We start from the raw sequence: 21,072 nt of genomic DNA, 5'->3' as shown, positions 1-21,072 counted from the left end.
CGAACCATGACAGTCGTCATCGACCGCGCGACCGGCAAGCGCCGCGGCGACCGAGGGCCGCGCCCGGGGCCGCTCCAGCGCCTCAAGCACGGGTACCAGAAGTTCTGGTACGCGTACGCGATGATCGCCCCGGTGGTCGTCGTGCTCGGCGCGCTGGTGCTGTACCCGCTGGTGCGAGGCATCTACCTGACGTTCACGGACGCCAACAGCCTCAACTCGGCCCGCCAGATCGGCGTCAACCACATCGACGCCACCTACAAGTTCATCGGCCTGGACAACTACGCCGACATCCTGTGGGGCCCGACCTCCTACGACCGCTTCTGGTCGCACTTCATCTGGACGATCGCGTGGACGGCACTGTGCGTCCTGCTGCACTACGCCATCGGCCTCGGCCTCGCGCTGCTGCTCAACCAGAAGCTGCGCGGCCGCACGTTCTACCGGCTCATCCTGGTCCTGCCGTGGGCCGTGCCCACCTTCGTCACCGTCTTCGGCTGGCGCTTCATGCTCGCCGACTCCGGCATCATCAACTCCGCCCTCGACGCGCTGCATCTGCCGTCGCCGCTGTGGCTGGAGGAGACCTTCTGGCAGCGCACCTCCGCCATCATGGTCAACACCTGGTGCGGAGTGCCGTTCATGATGGTCTCGCTGCTCGGCGGTCTGCAGTCCATCGACTCGACCCTGTACGAGGCCTCCGAGATGGACGGTGCCAACGCCTGGCAGCGCTTCAGGCACGTGACGCTGCCGGGGCTGAGGCCCGTCAGCTCCACCGTCGTACTCCTCGGTGTCATCTGGACCTTCAACCAGTTCGCCGTCATCTTCCTGCTCTTCGGCGACACCGCCCCCGACGCGCAGATCCTCGTCACCTGGGCCTACTACCTGGGCTTCGGCCAACAGCCGCGCGACTACGCCCAGTCGGCCGCGTACGGCGTACTGCTCCTCTCCATCCTGATCGTCTTCACCTCCGTCTACCGCCGCTGGCTGGCCCGCAATGAGCAGCAGCTCGCGAACTGAGGCAGGAGCCCCCATGAGCACCACCACACTGCAGAGTTCCGCCTCGGCGGACGAGGTTCCCACGGACGCCAAGCCGGGACGTAGGCCGCGGCGGCGTGGCGAGAACAGCCTCGCCGGGACGATCACCTCGCACTCCATCCTGACCGTCGCCAGCCTCGTCGCGCTGTTCCCGATCGGCTGGCTGGTCTATCTGTCCCTCGGCCCGGACAAGGACGACTATCTGCACCCCGGGCGCATCTTCGGCAAGATGACGCTCGACAACTACTCGTTCGTGTTGCAGCACACGCCGTTCTTCGACTGGCTGTGGAGCACGCTCGTCGTGTCGCTCGGCACCACCTTCATCGGTGTGCTGGTCGCCGCCACCACGGGCTACGCGGTCTCCCGCATGCGCTTCCCCGGCTACCGGAAGTTCATGTGGGTCCTGCTGGTCACCCAGATGTTCCCGGTCGCCGTACTGATGGTGCCGATGTACGAGATCCTTTCCGAACTCCAGCTCATCGACAACTACTTCGGCCTCATCCTCGTCTACTGCTCGACCGCCGTGCCGTACTGCGCCTGGCTGCTCAAGGGCTACTTCGACACGATCCCCTTCGAGATCGACGAGGCGGGGCGCGTCGATGGACTGAGCCCCTTCGGCACGTTCGCGCGGCTGATCCTGCCACTTGCCAAGCCGGGCCTGGCAGTTGCCGCCTTCTACAGCTTCATCACCGCGTTCGGCGAGGTCGCCTTCGCCTCGACGTTCATGCTGTCCGACACGAAGTACACGTTCGCCGTCGGCCTGCAGAGCTTCGTCAGCGAGCACGACGCGCAGCGCAACCTGATGGCCGCCACCGCCGTGCTGGTGGCGATACCCGTCTCCGCGTTCTTCTACCTTGTGCAGAAGAACCTGGTGGCCGGCCTCACCGCCGGCGGCACGAAGGGCTGACGCCCGCCTGACGCTTCAGTGACTCCCGCGCGCTGTGTCGCGCGGGTGGCGGCCGCGGTGGCCATCCGACCCCGCTGTCATCGCGGCCGCCTCGTTAACCACTCCGACTCGTCAACTGCCACGCCTCGTCAACCACTCAGCCCTCGTCGACCATTCCGCCTCGTCAACCACTTCGCCTACGCCCATGACCCGAACCCTTCCCCCACACTCGGCTTCGCTCGACCGGGGGGACCCCCATCGCATCAAGGACGCCATGAGCCAGCACTCCGCCGACCAGGCACCGACCTCCGCCCTCGCCACCGTCGCCACGCACCGCGACTGGTGGCGCGACGCGGTGATCTACCAGGTCTATCCGCGCAGCTTCGCCGACAGCAACGGCGACGGCATGGGCGACCTGGAGGGCGTACGTTCCAGACTTCCGTATCTGCGCGACCTCGGCGTGGACGCCGTGTGGCTGAGCCCCTTCTACGCCTCGCCGCAGGCCGACGCCGGCTACGACGTCGCGGACTACCGGGCCGTCGACCCCATGTTCGGCAATCTGCTGGACGCCGACGCCCTGATCCGCGACGCCCACGAGCTTGGCCTGCGGATCATCGTCGACCTCGTCCCCAACCACTCCTCCGACCAGTACGAGTGGTTCAAGCGTGCGCTCGCGGAGGGGCCGGGGTCGCCGCTGCGCGAGCGCTACTACTTCCGGCCCGGCAAGGGCGCGAACGGCGAACTGCCGCCCAACGACTGGGAGTCCATCTTCGGCGGCCCCGCCTGGACGCGGGTGGCCGAGCCCGACGGCACCCCCGGCGAGTGGTATCTGCACCTCTTCGCACCCGAGCAGCCCGACTTCAACTGGGAGCACCCCGCCGTCGGCGACGAGTTCCGCTCCATCCTGCGGTTCTGGCTCGACATGGGCGTCGACGGTTTCCGCATCGACGTGGCGCACGGCCTGGTGAAGGCGCAGGGCCTGCCGGACCTGGGATCCCACGAGCAGCTGAAGCTGCTGGGCAACGATGTCATGCCGTTCTTCGACCAGGACGGCGTGCACGACGTCTACCGCCAGTGGCGCACGATCCTCGACGAGTACTCCGGAAATCGGAAAGGGCCCGAAGGGCCTTCCTCAGAAGGGCGGGGGCGGGAGACGGGTGGGCGCATCTTCGTGGCGGAGGCGTGGACCCCGACCATCGAGCGCACCGCCAACTACGTACGCCCCGACGAGCTGCACCAGGCCTTCAACTTCCAGTATCTGGCCACCCATTGGGACGCGGCCGAGCTGCGCGACTGCGTCAACCGCACGCTGGACGCGATGCGCCCGGTGGGCGCCCCCGCCACCTGGGTCCTGTCCAACCACGACGTGACCCGGCACGCCACCCGCTTCGCCAACGAGGCCGGGCTCGGCACGCAGATCCGCACCGCGGGTGACCGCGCGCTGGGCCTGCGCCGGGCGCGGGCCGCGACCCTGCTGATGCTGGCGCTGCCCGGCTCCGCGTACCTCTACCAGGGCGAGGAGCTCGGCCTGCCGGACGTCGTGGACCTGCCGGACGAGGTGCGCCAGGACCCCGCCTACTTCCGGGGCGCGGGCCAGGACGGCTTCCGCGACGGCTGCCGGGTGCCGATCCCGTGGACCCGCGCGGGCTCGTCGTACGGCTTCGGAGGCGGTGGCAGCTGGCTGCCACAGCCCGTCGAGTGGGCCGAGCTGAGCATCGAGGCGCAGACCGGGGCGGAGGGCTCCACCCTGGAGCTGTACCGCGACGCGCTCGCCGCCCGCCGCGAGCAGCCCGACCTGGGCGCCGGTGACTCCGTCGAGTGGCTGAAGGCTCCCGAAGGCGTACTCGCCTTCCGCCGCGGCGAGTTCACCTGTACCGCGAACACCGGCACCGAGGCGGTGACCGTCCCGGCGTACGGCCGTGTGCTCCTCGCCAGTGGCGAGGTGACACTCTCGCAGGACGGCGGCGAGGCGAAGCTGCCGGCGGACGTCACCGTGTGGTGGACCACCGGCTGACATCACGACCCTGCGGGCCGGCAGCCGACGGCCCGTCAACCGTCAAGCCCCGCAAGGAGTTTCCGGCACTTTCAGAAGCCCGCCTTCCGCTTCGGGAGGCGGGCCTCTACTATCTGCGGCACCGCACATCTTGCAATCTTTCAGCAAGAACATTCAATGGACCTTCAATGGAGAAGGAACCACACATGGCCAGCAGAACTCTCTCCGGCGCCCTCGCGCTCACGGCGGCCGCGTCGGTCGCGCTCGCCGTCCCCGCGGGCACGGCGCAGGCGTCTCCCCCCGGCACCAAGGACGTCACCGCCGTCCTCTTCGAGTGGGACTTCGACTCCGTCGCGACGGAGTGCGCCAGCCGTCTCGGCCCCGCCGGCTACGGCTTCGTCCAGGTCTCCCCGCCCGCCGAGCACATCCAGGGCTCGCAGTGGTGGACCTCGTACCAGCCGGTCAGCTACCGGATAGCCGGGCGGCTCGGGAACGCCACCGACTTCCAGGACATGGTCACGGCCTGCCACAACGCGGGCGTGAAAGTGGTCGTCGACACGGTCATCAACCACATGTCGGCCGGCAGCGGTACCGGCACCGGCGGCTCGTCGTACACGAAGTACAACTACCCGGGCCTGTACTCCTCGTACGACTTCGACGACTGCACCGCCAGCATCAGCGACTACACGAATCGCACCAACGTCCAGAACTGCGAACTGGTCGGTCTCGCGGACCTGGACACGGGCGAGTCGTACGTCCGTTCCGCCATCGCCGGCTACATGAACAGCCTCCTCGGCTACGGCGTCGACGGCTTCCGCATCGACGCGGCCAAGCACATACCGGCCGCCGACCTCGCCAACATCAAGTCCCGGCTGAGCAATCCGAGCGTGTACTGGAAGCAGGAGGTCATCTACGGCTCGGGCGAGGCCGTCCAGCCGACCGAGTACACCGGCAACGGCGACGTCCAGGAGTTCCGGTACGCGTACGACCTCAAGCGGGTCTTCAACAACGAGAACCTGGCCTACCTCAAGAACTACGGTGAGGGCTGGGGCTATATGAGCAGTGGCGTCTCCGGTGTCTTCGTCGACAACCACGACACCGAGCGCAACGGCTCGACGCTGAACTACAAGGACGGGGCGAACTACACGCTCGCCAATGTCTTCATGCTCGCCTGGCCGTACGGCGCGCCCGACATCAACTCGGGCTACGAGTTCTCCTCCACCGACGCCGGGCCGCCGGGCGACGGCACGGTCAACGCCTGTTGGCAGGACGGCTGGAAGTGCCAGCACGCCTGGCCGGAGATCCAGTCGATGGTCGCCTTCCGTAACACCACCCGCGGTGAGTCGGTCACCAACTGGTGGGACAACGGCGCCGACGCCATCGCGTTCGGCCGCGGCTCCAAGGGCTTCGTGGCCATCAATCATGAGTCGTCCTCGCTGAGCCGGACGTACCAGACCTCCCTCGCGGCAGGCACGTACTGCAACGTCCAGAGCAACTCGACGGTCTCGGTGAACAGTTCGGGCCAGTTCACGGCGACGCTCGGCGCCAACACGGCGCTCGCGATCTACTCGGGCAAGTCCAGCTGCTGAGTGGCGCCAGAAGAGGGCCCGTTCGCCGATTCGCAGGTGAACGGGCCCTCGTTTCCGAGCAGATGTGAAAGTTCTTGCCATCGGTTTCAAGACTCTTGCTGTAAACCTTGCGTAAGCGATACGGTCACGCCGGCGCCCGGCAACGAAGCCGAGCCGCGGCGTGGGGTCGGACCCAAATGAGCCGTAATCGCAAGGAGTTCACGTCTGTGGCCCTGATACCGAGATGGCCGGCGCCCCGGGTGCGCCGCACCACGCAACGCAGAAGAATCGCGACCGTCGCGGTGGTCGCCCTCGCCGCAGCCCTCGTCCAGCCCATCGCAGCCCGCGCCGCCACCCCGCCCGCGCCCCCGTCCGACGCGGCCCTCGCCAAGACGGCCGCCCGTAACGACGCGACCCGCGAGCAGTTCTACTTCGTCCTGCCGGACCGATTCGCGAACGGCGACACGTCCAACGACGAGGGTGGCCTGACCGGTTCACGGCTGTCGACCGGCTACGACCCCACCGACAAGGGGTTCTACCAGGGCGGCGACCTCAAGGGCCTGACCGGGAAGCTCGACTACATCAAGGGCCTTGGCACCACCGCCATCTGGATGGCGCCGATCTTCAAGAACCAGCCCGTACAGGGCACCGGTGACAATGCCTCGGCCGGCTACCACGGTTACTGGATCACCGACTTCACCCAGGTCGACCCGCACTTCGGCACCAACAAGGACCTTCAGACGCTGATCTCCAAGGCCCACGCCAAGGGCATGAAGGTCTTCTTCGACGTCATCACCAACCACACCGCCGATGTCGTCGACTACGAGGAGAAGTCCTACGGCTACCTCTCCAAGGGCGCCTTCCCGTATCTGACGAAGGACGGCGAGCCCTTCGACGACGCCGACTATGCGGACGGTTCGGAGGACTTCCCCGAGGTCGACGCCGACTCCTTCCCGCGCACGCCGACCGTGACCGCCGCGAAGCAGAACACCAAGGTCCCGTCCTGGCTCAACGACACGACGATGTACCACAACCACGGCGACTCCACCTTCGCCGGTGAGAGCTCCGAGAACGGCGACTTCTCCGGCCTCGACGACCTGTGGACCGAGCGTCCCGAGGTCGTCAGCGGCATGGCGAAGATCTACGAGAAGTGGGTCCGCGACTTCGACATCGACGGCTTCCGGATCGACACCGTGAAGCACGTCAACATGGAGTTCTGGACACAGTGGGCCACCGCCCTCGACGCGTACGCGAAGAAGCAGGGCCGTGACGACTTCTTCATGTTCGGCGAGGTCTACTCCGCCGACACGTCGATCACTTCGCCGTACGTCACCGAGGGCCGCCTCGACTCCACGCTCGACTTCCCCTTCCAGGAAGCGGCCCGCCAGTACGCCTCCCAGGGCGGCAGCGCGCAGAAGCTGGCCTCGGTCTTCGGCGACGACTACAAGTACACGACGGACAAGGCCAACGCGTACGAGCAGGTCACCTTCCTCGGCAACCACGACATGGGCCGCATCGGGTACTTCCTGGGCCAGGACAATCCCGGCGCGAGCGACACCGAGCTCCTTGCGAAGGACAAGCTCGCCAATGAGCTGATGTTCCTCAGCCGCGGCAACCCGGTCGTCTACTACGGCGACGAGCAGGGCTTCACCGGCGCGGGCGGCGACAAGGACGCCCGCCAGACGATGTTCGCCTCCAAGACCGCCGACTACCTCGACGACGATGAGCTCGGCACCGACCGCACCCACGCGAGCGACGCCTACGACACGAGTGCACCGCTCTACAAACAGATCAGTGCTCTCGCGAAGCTCCGCAAGGCCAACCCCGCCCTCGCGGACGGCGTCCAGACGGAGCGGTACGCCGCCGACGGCGCCGGGATCTACGCTTTCTCCCGTACGGACGCGAAGACCGGCACCGAGTACGTCGTCGCCGTGAGCAACGCGGGCGAGGCGAACACGGCGACCTTCGCGACCGGCTCGTCGGACATGAGGTTCCGCGGGATCTACGGCACCCAGGACACCGTCACCAGCGGCGCCGACAGCAAGGTCACTGTCACCGTCCCGGCCGGTTCCTCCATCGTCCTCAAGGCCGCGGGCAAGCTCGCCGCCCCAGTCTCGAAGCCGACGCTCACCCTGAAGGCTCCGGAAGCGGGCGCCACCGGCACCGTGGAGTTGAGCGCCGACGTCACCGGCGGTCAGCTGAACCGCGTCGTCCTCGCCGCCCAGGTCGGCAACGCCAAGTGGCAGACACTCGGCTCCGCCGACCATGCCCCGTACAAGGTCACCCAGGCCATCGCCAAGGACGTACCGGCCGGAACCACCTTGCGCTACAAGGCAGTTGTCATCGACTCGGCCGGACGCAGGTCGAGCGCCACGACCACCTCGGTCACGGGCACCCCGCCCGCCGAGGAGATCCCGACGGCCTCCTCGCGCGACTACGCGATCGTCCACTACAAGCGGACCGACGGCGTCTACACCGACTGGCGGCTCTACGCCTGGGGCGACCTCGCCGACGGCGAGGCGACGACCTGGCCCGAGGGCCACGACTTCATCGGCCGCGACGCCTACGGGGCCTTCGCCTACGTCAAGTTGAAGCCCGGCGCCTCCAGTGTCGGCTACCTCGTGATCGACAAGGACGGCAACAAGGACGTCTCAGCCGACCGCACGATCGACGTCACCAGGACGGGCGAGATCTGGCTCGAACAGGGCAAGGAGGCCGTCCTCACCGAGAAGCCCGACTACCCGGCGCAGGACAAGACGAAGGCGCTCCTGCACTACCACCGCGCCGACGGCGACTACGCCGGCTGGGGGCTGCACGTCTGGACGGGCGCCGAGACGGGCACGGACTGGTCGAAGCCACTGGAGCCGGTGGACACTGACGCCTATGGCGCTGTGTACGAGGTGCCGCTCGCCGAGGGTGCCACCAGCCTCAGTTACATCCTCCACAAGGGCGACGAGAAGGACCTCCCCACCGACCAGTCGCTCGACCTCTCGGCGAACGGCCACGAGGTGTGGCTGTTGAACGGCCAGGAGAAGTACCTGCTGCCGCAGCCGGCGGGCAGTGCGGCCGCGCTCGACCTGACCACGTCCAAGGCGGTCTGGATCGACCGGAACACGGTCGCCTGGAACGGCTCCGACGCGGCTGTGTCCACGCAGCTGCTCTACTCCCGCGACGGCTCGATCGAGGTGAAGGACGGCACGCTGGCCGGGGACGCCAAGTGGCTCCGCCTGTCCAGGTCCACCCTCACCGACGCCCAGAAGACCGCCTTCCCGCACCTCAAGGACTACACCGCCTGGACGGTCGATCCGCGTGACCGTGACCGGGTGCGTGAAGCGCTGAGCGGACAGGTCGTCGCCTCACAACGCGCCGTGAACGGAGCTGTGTTGGCGGCGACAGGCGTACAGATCGCCGGCGTACTCGACGATCTGTACGACGCGACGAAGGCGGACCTCGGCCCGACCTTCCACAACGGCCGCCCCACGCTTGCCGTTTGGGCGCCCACCGCGCAGAGCGTCTCCCTGGACCTCGACGGCTCCACCGTGGCCATGAAGCGGAACAACACCACCGGCGTCTGGTCCGTCACCGGCAAGAAGTCCTGGGCGAACAAGCCCTACCGGTACGTCGTCAAGGTGTGGGCGCCGACCGTCCAGAAGGTCGTCAGCAACACGGTCACCGACCCGTACTCGGTGGCTCTGACCGCCGACTCCAAGCAGAGCCTCGTCGTCGACCTGGACGCCAAGTCCCTTGCCCCGAGCGGCTGGTCGACCCTCAAGAAGCCCGCGGCGGTGGCGCTGAAGGACGCCCAGATCCAGGAGCTGCACATCCGGGACTTCTCGGTGGCGGACACCACGGCCCAGAACCCCGGCACCTACCTCGCCTTCGCCGACAAGGACAGCGACGGCTCCAAGCACCTGCGTGAACTGGCCAAGTCCGGTACCTCGTATGTGCACTTGCTGCCCGTGTTCGATATCGCCACCATCCCCGAGAAGAAGTCCGACCAGGCGACCACCGACTGCGACCTCGCCTCCTACCCGGCCGACTCCGACAAGCAGCAGGAGTGCGTGGCGAAGACCGCCGCGAAGGACGCCTACAACTGGGGCTACGACCCGTATCACTACACGGTTCCGGAGGGTTCCTACGCGACCGACCCGGACGGCACGGACCGTACGGTCGAGTTCCGCGAGATGGTCAAGTCGCTGAACGAGGACGGCCTGCGGGTCGTCATGGACGTCGTCTACAACCACACCGCCGCGAGCGGCCAGGCCGACACCTCGGTGCTCGACAAGGTCGTGCCCGGCTACTACCAGCGGCTCCTCGCGGACGGGTCCGTGGCGACGAGTACCTGCTGCGCCAACACGGCGACCGAGAACGCCATGATGGGCAAGCTGGTGGTGGACTCGATCGTCACCTGGGCCAAGGAGTACAAGGTCGACGGCTTCCGCTTCGACCTCATGGGGCACCACCCCAAGGCCAACATCCTCGCGGTCCGCAAGGCTCTCGACGCGCTCACCCTCAAGAAGGACGGCGTCGACGGCAAGAAGATCATCCTGTACGGCGAGGGCTGGAACTTCGGCGAGGTCGCCGACGACGCCCGCTTCACGCAGGCCACCCAGAAGAACATGGCGGGGACCGGCATCGCGACCTTCTCCGACCGTGCGCGTGACGCCGTACGCGGCGGCGGCCCCTTCGACGAGGACCCCGGCGTCCAGGGCTTCGCCTCCGGCCTCTACACCGACCCCAACTCCTCCACCAACAACGGTACTTCGGCCGAGCAGAAGGCCCGCCTGCTGCACTACCAGGACCTCATCAAGGTCGGGCTGAGCGGCAACCTCGCGAAGTACAGCTTCACCGACACCGGCGGCAAGGAGGTCAAGGGCTCCGAGGTCGACTACAACGGCCAGGCGGCGGGATACGCGGACGCGCCCGGAGACGCCCTCGCGTACGCCGACGCACACGACAACGAGTCGCTGTACGACGCCCTCACCTTCAAGCTGCCCGCCGCGACGAGCGCGAGCGACCGGGCCCGTATGCAGGTCCTGGCCATGGCGACGGCCACCCTCTCGCAGGGCCCGTCCCTCTCCCAGGCCGGCTCCGACCTGCTGCGCTCCAAGTCCCTCGACCGCAACTCCTACGACAGCGGCGACTGGTTCAACGCCATCCACTGGAACTGCCAGGACGGCAACGGCTTCGGACGCGGACTGCCGATGGCCGCCGACAACGCGCCCAAGTGGCCTTACGCCACACCGCTGTTGACGTCCGTCAAGGTGGGCTGCGAGCAGATCGAGGGCAGTTCGGCCGCGTACCAGGATCTGCAAAGCATCCGTACGACCGAGAGCGTCTTCTCACTCTCCACGGCCGACCAGGTGCAGTCGAAGCTGTCCTTCCCGTTGTCGGGGACGGATGAGACACCCGGTGTGATCACGATGGAACTCGGCGACCTTGTCGTGGTCTTCAACGCGACGCCCGAGAAGCAGGAGCAGACGGTCGACGCGCTGGCCGGGACGGCGTACGCGCTGCATCCGGTACAGGCGACGGGCGCGGACTCCACCGTCAAGTCCTCCTCGTACACGGAGAGAACGGGCACGTTCGCCGTTCCGGGACGCACAGTGGCGGTATTCTTCCGGACCTCCTGAAAAGGGCATTATCTTGGTGGGGCAGACCTCGAACTCCCGGTCTGCCCCATCGGTGTGTCCAAGGGCTGGCAGATGGACGTCAACGGCAAGCGGACAGACACGACCGTGCTGGTCGTGGACGACGTGGCGGCCAGCAGGTACGCCATGGGCGCCATGCTGCGCCGCGCCGGTTACCAGGTCGTCGCGGCCGCCACCGGTCATGAGGCCCTCGTCGAGCTCGACGTACGGCTGCGCAAGGGCACCCTGCCCGACGTGGCGCTCATCGATGTGCACCTGCCGGACATGAGCGGCTTCGAACTGTGCCGTCGGCTCAAGGCTCGGCCCCACATGGCCGGCCTGCCCGTCGTGCACTTCTCGGCCGCCGCGGTGGCCCCCGGTGACCGCAGCCAGGGCCTTGACGCGGGCGGCGAGGCGTATCTGACGGTGCCCGCCGAGCCCGAGGAGATCGACGCGGTGATCCGCGCCGCGGTGCGCGCCGCGCGGCTGCGGGCCGGCGACCAGGCGGTGGCCCGGCGGCTGACGCGGGTTTCGGAGACGATCGTCGCCATCCAGACGGCGCGCTCCCCGCAGGAACTCGCCGATGCCGCCGTCGAGGGGACCGCGCGGCTCACCGGCGGTCCCGCGGCCGTCTTCGTCCTCGGCCCGGACGACAAGCTGTACCGCGCCACCTCACGCGACCGCACCTCGCTCGCGATGCCCGACGAGAGCGCCCACCGGACCGTGGCCGGTCTGCTCCGGCGGCTCACCCGCGGGCAGGCCGGGGTACGGATCACCACGGTGCCCGCGCCGCTGTGGCCCGCCGGGTTCTTCCGGCCGGAAGTGCAGCACGACGCCCGGCTGGCGCTGATCCCCATCCAGGACGGCAGGGCCGCGGTGTGCCTCGCCACGCCCACCCGCGGGGTGCGCCGGGTGAACCCCGAGGGCGAGGCCCTGGTCGCCCGGCTCGCCGAGGCCACCGCGCTCGCCGCCGAGCCACTGCTCATGTACCAGGTCGAACGGCACGTCGCCCTCACCCTCCAGCACAGCTTCCTGCCCCAGCCGCACCGGCTGCCCGAACTGCCGGGCCTCGACGTCGTGGTCCGGTACGTGCCCGCGTCGGAGGAGACCGAGATCGGCGGCGACTTCTACGCGGCCCTGCGCACCGACGAGGGCGTGCTCGCCGCGGTCGGCGACGTCGTCGGGCACTCGCTGGAGGCGGCCACCGTCATGGTCGAGATCCGGCACGCGCTGCGCGCCTACTGCGTCGACGAGAGCGACCCGGCCGTGCTCGCCGAGCGCCTCGACCGGATGCTCCAGCGCTACCACCCCGACGTCACCGCCACCGTCTGCCTGGTCCTGACCGAGCCTGCCACCGGACGCACCCGCATCGCGAACGCGGGCCACATCCCGCCGTTGATCATCCGGGACACCGGCAGCGCAGACTACGCCAAGGCCGCGGGACCGCTGCTCGGCGTGGGCCTGCCCCACCCACCGCCCACCGAGCTGTTCCTCGAACCCACCGACCGGCTCCTCATGGTCACCGACGGCCTGATCGAGACCCGGGGCACGGACCTCTCGGTCTCGATGGAGCAGCTCCGCGCGGCCGCCGCGGGCGCCCTGCCCGGCCTGGACGCCCTGTGCGACACGCTCCTCGACCACTTCGGCCGCGACCGGGACGACGACATCGCGCTGCTTGCGCTGCGGCTAGGGTGAGCTGGATATCCGTAGAACAGGAGTGCCCATGCCGCAGATCACCGTCGACTACTCCGATGCGCTCGACCTCACTTTCGACCGGCGCGGCTTCGCACTCGCGCTGCACCCGGTGGTCGTCGAGACGGCGGCCGCGCGCATCGAGGCATGCAAGACGCGGTTCCGGCTCACCGAGACCAACGTGGTGGGAGCGGAGGTGGACGGACACGCCGTCGTGCACGTCACGCTCGCCCTGCTCCCGGGCCGCACCGACGAGACCAAGGCCAAGCTCACCGAAGCCGTACTGGAGCTGCTGCGCCAGCACATCGAGCCCACCGACGGAGTCTCGACGGTGCACGCGTCCGCCGAGGTACGCGACCTCGACCCGTCGTACCGGAAGTACGAGAAATAGCAGTCCTTACGAGGCGGGCGGCGACGCCAGCGCGATCAGCCGGACGACGAGGTCGCTGAACGGCCCGTCGCCCGGCTCGTTCTTGAGCGACCGGCGCAGCAGCTCGCTCAACTCCTCGTCGTACGCGGCACTCACCGCGGCCAGCGCCGCGAAGTCGTGCACGAGCTGCCGCTCAAGCTCGGCGCGCGGGATGCGCCGTCCGTCCAGCCAGATCAGTGCCGTCGACTCGACGAGCGAGATCCATGAGCGGACCACCAACTCCAGCCGCGCAGGCGGGTTTTCGACATTCATGTGCGAGAGGATCTGGACGTACGCGGCCTGCCGTACCCCGTCGACCAGCGCATTGGTGGTCGACGAACCGACCGCCGGGCCACCCCGCATCAGCGCCGCGAAACCCGGCCCGTGGTCGTCCACGAAGTCGAAGAACCGGCGCATCACCCGCAGCAGCCGCGACCCCAGCGAACCCTCCTCGGGGACCACGAACCGCCCCGCGAGATCGTCCGAAGCGCGCTGCAACGCGGCCTCGTACAGGCTGAGTTTGCCGGGAAAGTAGTGGTAGACCAGCGGTCGCGAGATGCCCGCGGCCGCGGCTATCTCGTCGATGGAGACCTCGTCCGGCGAGCGTCTGCTGAAGAGTTCGAGGGCGACGCCGATCAGCTGCTGCCGCCGTTCATCGACACCCATCCTGCGGCGTACCCCGGTTGTCATACGAACACCTTACCGATCGAATCCGGCCCGAACGGCCAGGTCCGGCCACGGCTGTTCACATGTCCAGGACGATCTTCTCACCACGGGCCCGTGATACACAGATCAGCATCGAGTCGCTACGTTCCGCATCCGTGAGCAGTTCGTCCCGGTGCTCGATCTCCCCTTCCAGGACCCGCTGTTGGCAGGTTCCGCAGAATCCTTGCGCGCAGGAGTAGGCGGTGTTCGGCAGCTCCGCGCGCACGGCGGCGAGAACGGTGGAGTCGGCGGACACGGTCAACGTACGTCCGCTGCGCCGCAGTTCGACCTCGAAGGCGACGTTCCCCTCGCTGGACGTACGCGGCGCGAACCGTTCCAGGTGCAGCGCCGCCCCCTCCGGGAGCAGGGCCTCGACCGCCGCCATCAGCCCCTCCGGACCGCAGCTATAGACCGCCGCGCCCTCGGGAACATCGGCGAACAGCCCGTCGAGTTCCGGCAGTCCGGCCTCGTCCTCGGCGACAACGGTGACCCGCCCGCCCCGCAGTTTCCCGATCTCCTCCAGGAACGGCATCGAGGCCCGCGTACGCCCGCAGTACAACAGCCTCCAATCGGCGCCCTGTTGGAGCGACCGCAGCATCGGCAGGACCGGCGTGATCCCGATACCGCCGGCCACGAAGACATACGCGGGAGCGGCCACGAGCGGGAACCGGTTGCGCGGCCCGCGCACCTCGACCTCCATGCCGTCCCGGAGCCCCTCGTGCACCTCGCGCGAACCCCCGCGCCCGCCCGCCGCCTCGCCCACGAGCCGGGTAGCGACGGTGTACGACGAGGTGTCCTCCGGGTCCCCACAGAGCGAGTACTGGCGTACGAGCCCCGAAGGCAGCACCAGGTCGAGATGCGCGCCCGGCTCCCAGCGCGGCAAGTCCCGTCCCTCCAGGCGGAGTTGTACGACACCGTCGGCGACCCGCTCATGCCGGGCGACCGACAGCCGCAGGGCCCGGGAGCGTGGCCGCCCGGAGACCGGGTTCTCCAGCGTGGGCAGCGGCCACAGCGGCGAGGCCTCGATCCGGCGGCGCATCGCGCGCCTGACGAGCAGGGCCGCTCCGGCGACGGCCACGACGGTCCGCAGCCGAGGCATCAGGCCACGCCCCTTTCCGCGGCCTGCTCGGTGACCTGCTCCGCGACCTGCTCTGCGGCTTTCTCCGCGGCCGTCGCCGCAGGTGATGAGGCGAGATAGGCAACGGCCTGCTCGGTCGACCCCTCCTGGGACGGGTGGTAGGCCCGGCTGAGGTAGCGCGGAATGGACTTGAGCATGTCCCCGGTCGTCGGCAGTACCCCCGCCTTCCCGGCCCGATGGAAGTCCTTGAAGCTCGCCCTGCCCGCCGTGAGCGTCGGATCGTTCTCCATGAAGAACCGCGCCCCGCGCTGCCACAGGAAGACCAGGGCCGTGAACGCGGTCGCCCAGGTCCGCGCGCGGCGCCGGTAGCCCCCGTCGACATGCAGGAACAGCTCGAACGCCACGGACCGGTGCTCGACCTCCTCCGCGCCGTGCCAGCGCAGCAGGTCCAGCATGGTCGGGTCGGCGCCCCGTCGGTCCAACTCCTCCGCGTTCAGTACCCAGTTGCCGAGGAACGCGGTGTAGTGCTCGATCGCCGCGATGATCGCGACCCGCTCCAGCAGCCACCACTTACGGGCCTTGCCCGGCGGCAGCGTACGGTCGCCGAGCAGCTTCTCGAAGAGCCAGTCGACCTGGGCGGTGTACGGCGTCGGGTCGAGCCCGAGTTCCCTCAGGTGGGGGAGTACCTCGTCGTGCGCCTGCGCGTGCATCGCCTCCTGGCCGATGAACCCGATGACGTCCTCGCGCAGCCGCTCGTCCCGGATGTACGGCAGCACCTGCTTGTACACATGCACGAACCAGCGCTCACCGGCCGGCAGCAGCAGATGCAGCACGTTGATCGTGTGCGTGGCGAACGGATCGCCCGGCACCCAGTGCAGAGGCGTGTCCTCCCAGGAGAACGACACCTTCCGCGCCTTGAGGGGTATCCGCTCGGAGTCGACCGGTTCGGGCAGCCGAGCACGCGTGTTAGACATGCCGTCAATGTACTGACGGGTAGTCGCTGGGAGAACCCCTGTGCGTCGACTTGTTGACGCGAGTGTCAGCGAGGGTCTCCGGCACCGGCGAGGCGCCGCCGCTTTCCTGCGACTTGATCGGCCGGACAGGCCATAGCGCAGCCCGCTCGGACAGGCCCTAGCGCAGCCCGCTGATCTCCCGCCCGTCCTCCAGGCTCCCCTTCAGCTCGGCCTGCGCTCCCTGCTTCGTCCGTACGGAGAGCAGGGGGCCCCGCGCCGACCCGGTCACCCCGCCGGTCGCGCCGACCGACGCCGTGTCCCTGCTCCCGGCCGCGAGGAGATACCAGCTTCCCGTGCCCGACTTCCACAGCACACCCGCCAGCACATGCGGGTCGCGGGGGCCGCACGCGGGCGAGTTCTCGGCCTTCGCGGCGACCGCCCCGTACACCCCGCCCGGTGTCTGGAACTGCGCAAGGACGCGCGTGCCGCCGCCCCGCCAGGTGTCGGCCCGCGTGCACACCCAGGTGGCGCTGCCGCCGGCGTCGGGCAGTGACTGCCGCGCGTACTGCCAGGCGTTCACCGACCGCACGCCCTGCGAGCGCACGGAGGCCAGCGAGCAGGCGAACGGCGCCCAGTTCCGCAGCGCTTCGGCGCCGGTCGCCTCGCCGGGGGACGAGGGCTGCCCCGAAGTGAGATGCGCCGGGATCAGCTCGCCGAGGTCGGTCAGCAGACGCGTGCCCGAGTTGTCCTTCAGCTCCAGCACGTTCCACGAGGTGCACGCGCCGGACCGCTGGGCCGGGCTGGCCAACGGGGAGGCGACACCGTCGGCGGAGAGATCGAGATCCATCGCGCCGGCGGACGGCTTCATCAGGTCCCGCTCGGTGGCCTTCGTCACCCAAGGGGCCGTCAGATAGCGGACGTTGCCGTCGGTCCGGCCGAGGACCACCGCCTCGGCCTCCGCCCCCTTCGCGCTGTCGACGCGCGCGAAGTCGAGGGCCGCGCCGTTCGTTCCGTCGGTCGGCTCGGCGTACCGCGCGATGCGCAGACCGTCGTAGAGCAGCACGACACGGGCCTGGTCCACCACACCCGCGTACAGCAGCTGCGGCGGTCCGGGCGGGGCGCCGGACGGAGTGCCGGGGGTCGCCGACACCGCCACGGACTCGCCGGGCCGCGCCCACACGGCGAGCGCCCGCCGCAGCAGCGCGCTGTCCCCGGTGAGGGTCCCGCGCGCGGGCCACACGGAGAAGTCGGTGCGCGCGGACGACTGCCAGGCCAGGGCCGGCACCTTGGTCAGCTGCGCCGGATCCAGCGCGGCCTGGGCCGCCGGGTTCTGCGCGTACGACGGCGCCGCGGCGCCATCAGGCCCCCACCCGTCGCCGGGCAGGCCGAGCAGCGCACCGCACACCACGACGGCCACGGTGGCGGCGATCGCGGCTTTCACATGCTGCCTGCGCCGCATCAGGTCGGTGGGCCGGGCATGCAGCGAACAGGGGTCGAACTCGGGGGAGTCGAGCAGGGAGTCCTGCGCCTCCACACCGGCGGCCACCGCGAGCGCCGCGCCCGGGTCGTCGACGCCCGCCGCCGTCAGCACCTTCCGTACGTCCGCCTCGGACAGCTTCTCCAGGCCGCGCAGCACATACGCGGCGCGGGCCGGCCCGGAGAGCGCGGACAGCCGCTGGTCCAGGGCGAGTTCGTCGGCGCCACCCGAACGCGGGAAGAGCCTGAGGCCCCACACCTGGGGCAGCAGCGGCGGCAGCTGGGAGCGCTTGGGCCACGCGGGCCGTGCCAGCGGCAGGCCCGCCTCCAACGCCGTACGCACCACTTGGAGGCGTACGAAGGCGTAGCCCGGGTCGCCGTCGCGGCCGCCGCCCGTCTGCTGGGCCGGGATGACCGTCGCGTCACCTGACGTGCGGCTCCGCGGCAGCGCACGCTGGGTGAGGGCGTGCGCGGTCAGCACCCGGCGGTTGCGGCCGAGGCTGGGCGGCAGCACCAGATAGGCGAGCCGGACCAGCCGCGGATAGTGCTCGACGAGCGCCGCCTCGGCCTGCTCGACATCGACGACCGGGCCTGAGGAGGGTGCGGAGCGCGGGGCTACATCCTGTGACTGCACATAGCGCAAAACGAGCGAGTCGTTGGATGGTCACCGGCCGTGCCCTACTCGGGTTTGACCGGCCCTGCCCTACTCGGGTTCGACCAGGAGCCTCGCGTAGTTCGCCATCGACCGCTGATAGCGCGGCAGATGGGGTGCGAGGGCGCCGATCACCAGGGCGAGGCCCTCGCGTTCGCGGCCCAGGTCGGCGAGGCAGAGGGCCAGGCAGGCGCGTACCGCGTCGTCCAACTCGTCGGAGGGAGCGTCGAGTTCGGGGCCGAGAAGCTCGAAGCCCTCCTCCGGCTTCCCGAGGTTCCGCAGCGAACTGGCCAGCTGGATCTTGGTACGGCGGCCACGGTAACCGCCCAGGCCGCGGGCCAGCGCCTCCCGGTACAGCGGAATGGCCTTGTCCGAGTGACCCGTCGAGTCCCAGGCGCACGCCTGCTCGAACGGGCCGAGCGGGCTGGCGGCGGGCAGCTCGGCGACCAGCGCGTCGATCACCGCCCGGAAGTCCGCCGCGTCGTCCCCCACTGCCTTAAGGGCGTGGGAGGTGCCCCCATCGTCATAGTCGTCGAACGTGGACCACGCCGCCGCCGTACGCTTCTCCCAGTTTTCCCAGTCTTCGTTCACAGGCTCACCCTCGCACGGGTGTGCCCACTGAGGCCGACCGGGGCCGCTGATTGAGCGCTGGGCCCGTGGGAGCCGTATCCAGGGCAAGGGCCTTCGTTCGACGGGGCTCCCGGCGGTATGGGCGCCGACACAGACCGGAGGTACGTAGGTATGAGGTTGACGCGACCGAAGCTCACGGTGGCCGGAGCCGTGGCGGTGCTGGCGCTCACTGGCTGCGCGGCCGAGGACACCTCGGACACCTCCGACGCAGTGCCTGTCACCGCGACCGGCAGCCTGGAGCACATCGCGAGTGAGGCGGGCTGTGCCCCCGAGCTCCAGACAGACGCGGACGAGATCCGCCAGGCCACCTGCAAGAACACCGACGGCCAGTTCATCCTCGCGACCTTCGCCACCGACCGCGGCCAGCGCGAGTGGATCAACGGAGCCAAGGACTACGGCGGGTTCTACCTCGTCGGCCGCAAGTGGGTGGCCGTCGGCGAGCAGAAGGTGGTCACCGCGCTGCGCGGCCAGCTCGGCGGGACCATGGAGGTGGGGACCTCGCACGCCGGCCACACCGGCTGACGCGTGGGTCCGGGACTGCCTCGGATCCGGTCCGGGTCCGAGGCAAGCGAAAGCTGGTGGGGCAGGCGAAAATCGGTGGGGCAAGAGAAAGCCGGTGGTGGGAGATTCCCACCACCGGCTTTCTCAGCAGGTCACCTTCTCAGTGAGCCACTCACGTGCACTTCTTGTTCTTGTTGATGCAATTGACCACCTTGTTCATCGTGTTCGTGTCGAAGAAGTTGATGAAGTCGTTGTGGTCGGTGATCGGCTTGTGCAGGTTCTCCGGGAAGCTGTCCACCGCGTACGGGTTCACGACCTGGCCGTTCTCGATGGTCGGAGCCGGTACGTCGTAGACCAGACGGACCTGGAGCTGGGGGATCGCCTTGAAGCCGTTGGCGCAGGTGCCGTCGGCCTGGACGAACGCCACGTGCGTGCGGTGGTTGGCGCTGTCGATGTTCTGGCCGTCCCAGCAGCTCTGGAAGTTGGTGGTCCGCACCACGTCACTGCCCTCGGGGCAGATCGGGTACTTGTCCTCCAGCTGCACCTTGTTCTCGAAGCCGGTGCAGCTCCAGTTCGTGTTGGCGTTCGCGTTGCCGTTGATGAAGGCCTTGGCGTCACCGGTGATGATGCGCAGGGCCGTCGGCATCGCGACGACGTTGCTGGTCTTGTTGCCGACGAACTTGAGCTGCGCCTTGGTGGGCTGGAGGATCTTGCCGACGTTGCCCTCGGTGCCGCCACCGGCGTTGTTCTGGTCGAAGTCCTGCGAGCCGTCCTGCAGACGCAGCACCGGCCAGAAGTACGACGACTTGTCACCCTGGTTCTGGCAGGTGGTGTCGGCCGCGGCCAGGTCCTCGTCGCTCGCGAAAGCGTCGTTGTTCTGGTTGCCGACGTAGTCGTGCAGGTGGTGCGCACCGTTGGTGACACCGGGGGCGACGATCACGTTGTCCGTGTTGTGGTTGTCGTTCCCGTTGGTGCCGCACTTCGTGGTGAAGGTGCCCTTCGAACCGGAATTCCCGTTCGCGGCGATCCCGTTCGCGCCGACACCCAGCTGGGCGTTGGCCTGGGCGGTGGTGATGTCCTGGAAGTCGTCCGCCACCGGGCCGTTGCCACCCTGACCGCCGCCTGCTGCCGGAGGAGCGGGCTCAGCGGCGTCCCCACCAGGAGCGGGACTCTCGGCGTTCTGGTCGCCACCGTTCTGGTCCTGGCCGTCCCCCGCCTGACCGTCGTTGGTCTGCGGCTGTTCCACGGCCTCCCCGGTGCAGGAAGCGAGACCGTCCAGCGTGCCCGGGGCGTTGCCGCCGACGCGGGATATCTCCAGCTGGATCCGGTCGATGATCACCGCTCGGTTGTCCTTGAGCGGCTGGAGAACGGAGTTCTGGACGAAGCTCGCGTCCTGGGCCTGCGCGTCGCGGGTGGTCGCCAACCGCTGGTAGGCGTCGGTGATCTGCTGGTCCAGCGTGGCCAGCTCGCCGTCGACCTCCCCGCGCGCCGGGTCGGGCACATCGGTGAGCTGCTGGCCGACATCCGGGCAGTAGATGGTGGCCACCTGAGCGGTGGCGGCCTTGGTGCTGTTCTGCCCTGAGTTCTCCTCGTGAGCCGAGGCGTAAAAGTTCGCCCAGACAAGACCGCCTCCACCGATCGCGAGGGCCGCGGATGCGGCCACGGCGCGAACGGCCAGTGGCGAACGGCGTTTTCGTACGTTGCGTCCCATGGAACTCCTCTGACTTCCTTGCGGGGCAGGAGGCGCCCGACAGGAGTGAAGCGGCTCCATTCCATACGCGTGAGGCGTGTGGGGTGTTCAGAAACCCTGGAAAATCTTAGAAGTTCGTGAGGTCAATTCCGCCACAATGGGCGCAGAAGCCCGCGATTC

14 protein-coding genes are annotated in these 21,072 nt (G+C 68.9%); 8 read left to right on the top strand and 6 right to left on the bottom strand.

Features of this window, described 5'->3' with window-relative positions; translation table 11 throughout:
• The first annotated feature begins 6 nt into the window (after window positions 1-6).
• The 7 genes from AB0N66_RS39230 to AB0N66_RS39200 all read left to right on the top strand — a co-directional run bounded on the left by AB0N66_RS39230 (window position 7) and on the right by AB0N66_RS39200 (window position 13,189).
• On the top strand, window positions 7-1,011 hold the full coding sequence (locus AB0N66_RS39230) for a sugar ABC transporter permease (protein WP_365444605.1): 1,005 nt from the start codon (window positions 7-9) through the stop codon (window positions 1,009-1,011).
• Window positions 1,012-1,024: 13 nt separating this feature from the next.
• Window positions 1,025-1,936, top strand: a complete 912-nt coding sequence (locus AB0N66_RS39225; protein ID WP_365444602.1) for an ABC transporter permease subunit — start codon at window positions 1,025-1,027, stop codon at window positions 1,934-1,936.
• A gap of 253 nt (window positions 1,937-2,189) precedes the next feature.
• The gene (locus AB0N66_RS39220; RefSeq protein WP_365444599.1) at window positions 2,190-3,929 is read left to right on the top strand and encodes a glycoside hydrolase family 13 protein; all 1,740 of its coding nucleotides are present in this window, start codon (window positions 2,190-2,192) and stop codon (window positions 3,927-3,929) included.
• 185 nt (window positions 3,930-4,114) lie between these two features.
• Window positions 4,115-5,497 (top strand): alpha-amylase family protein, encoded by a 1,383-nt coding sequence (locus AB0N66_RS39215; protein ID WP_365444596.1) that lies wholly within the window; start codon window positions 4,115-4,117, stop codon window positions 5,495-5,497.
• Between the two features lie 212 nt (window positions 5,498-5,709).
• Window positions 5,710-11,109 carry a pullulanase-type alpha-1,6-glucosidase gene (pulA, locus tag AB0N66_RS39210; protein ID WP_365444629.1) on the top strand — a complete coding sequence of 1,800 codons (5,400 nt, stop codon included), beginning with the start codon at window positions 5,710-5,712 and terminating at the stop codon, window positions 11,107-11,109.
• A gap of 72 nt (window positions 11,110-11,181) precedes the next feature.
• Entirely contained in the window at window positions 11,182-12,801 is a 1,620-nt protein-coding gene (locus tag AB0N66_RS39205) for a fused response regulator/phosphatase (RefSeq protein ID WP_365444593.1), read from the top strand.
• Window positions 12,802-12,829: 28 nt separating this feature from the next.
• The gene (locus AB0N66_RS39200; RefSeq protein ID WP_365444590.1) at window positions 12,830-13,189 is read left to right on the top strand and encodes a 5-carboxymethyl-2-hydroxymuconate Delta-isomerase; all 360 of its coding nucleotides are present in this window, start codon (window positions 12,830-12,832) and stop codon (window positions 13,187-13,189) included.
• Window positions 13,190-13,195: 6 nt separating this feature from the next.
• Here AB0N66_RS39200 and AB0N66_RS39195 read toward each other — a convergent pair whose 3' ends face one another.
• From AB0N66_RS39195 to AB0N66_RS39175, 5 genes are all read right to left on the bottom strand, one after another.
• Window positions 13,196-13,897 (bottom strand): TetR/AcrR family transcriptional regulator, encoded by a 702-nt coding sequence (locus AB0N66_RS39195; protein ID WP_365444587.1) that lies wholly within the window; start codon window positions 13,895-13,897, stop codon window positions 13,196-13,198.
• 55 nt (window positions 13,898-13,952) lie between these two features.
• Window positions 13,953-15,011 carry a PDR/VanB family oxidoreductase gene (locus tag AB0N66_RS39190; RefSeq protein WP_365444584.1) on the bottom strand — a complete coding sequence of 353 codons (1,059 nt, stop codon included), beginning with the start codon at window positions 15,009-15,011 and terminating at the stop codon, window positions 13,953-13,955.
• Complete coding sequence (locus tag AB0N66_RS39185; RefSeq protein WP_365444581.1) at window positions 15,011-15,964, bottom strand: metal-dependent hydrolase; 954 nt, start codon at window positions 15,962-15,964, stop codon at window positions 15,011-15,013. Before AB0N66_RS39185 ends, AB0N66_RS39190 begins: the two co-directional genes overlap by 1 nt.
• Window positions 15,965-16,121: 157 nt before the next feature.
• Window positions 16,122-18,053, bottom strand: a complete 1,932-nt coding sequence (locus AB0N66_RS39180) for a hypothetical protein (protein ID WP_365444578.1) — start codon at window positions 18,051-18,053, stop codon at window positions 16,122-16,124.
• A gap of 69 nt (window positions 18,054-18,122) precedes the next feature.
• Window positions 18,123-18,662 carry a tetratricopeptide repeat protein gene (locus tag AB0N66_RS39175; protein ID WP_365444575.1) on the bottom strand — a complete coding sequence of 180 codons (540 nt, stop codon included), beginning with the start codon at window positions 18,660-18,662 and terminating at the stop codon, window positions 18,123-18,125.
• A 150-nt stretch (window positions 18,663-18,812) separates the two neighbouring features.
• Between AB0N66_RS39175 and AB0N66_RS39170 the strand changes: the two genes are divergently transcribed.
• Window positions 18,813-19,223: a hypothetical protein gene (locus AB0N66_RS39170; RefSeq protein ID WP_365444572.1), complete on the top strand. Its 411-nt coding sequence runs from the start codon at window positions 18,813-18,815 to the stop codon at window positions 19,221-19,223.
• A gap of 151 nt (window positions 19,224-19,374) precedes the next feature.
• Here AB0N66_RS39170 and AB0N66_RS39165 read toward each other — a convergent pair whose 3' ends face one another.
• Window positions 19,375-20,913: a DUF1996 domain-containing protein gene (locus AB0N66_RS39165; protein WP_365444570.1), complete on the bottom strand. Its 1,539-nt coding sequence runs from the start codon at window positions 20,911-20,913 to the stop codon at window positions 19,375-19,377.
• Between the last annotated feature and the right edge of the window lie 159 nt (window positions 20,914-21,072).

This window comes from Streptomyces sp. NPDC093544 (assembly GCF_040683495.1).
Lineage (GTDB): Bacteria > Actinomycetota > Actinomycetes > Streptomycetales > Streptomycetaceae > Streptomyces.
Note: the sequence above shows the minus strand (reverse complement) of the source record. Positions and strands in the feature narration are given on the sequence as shown.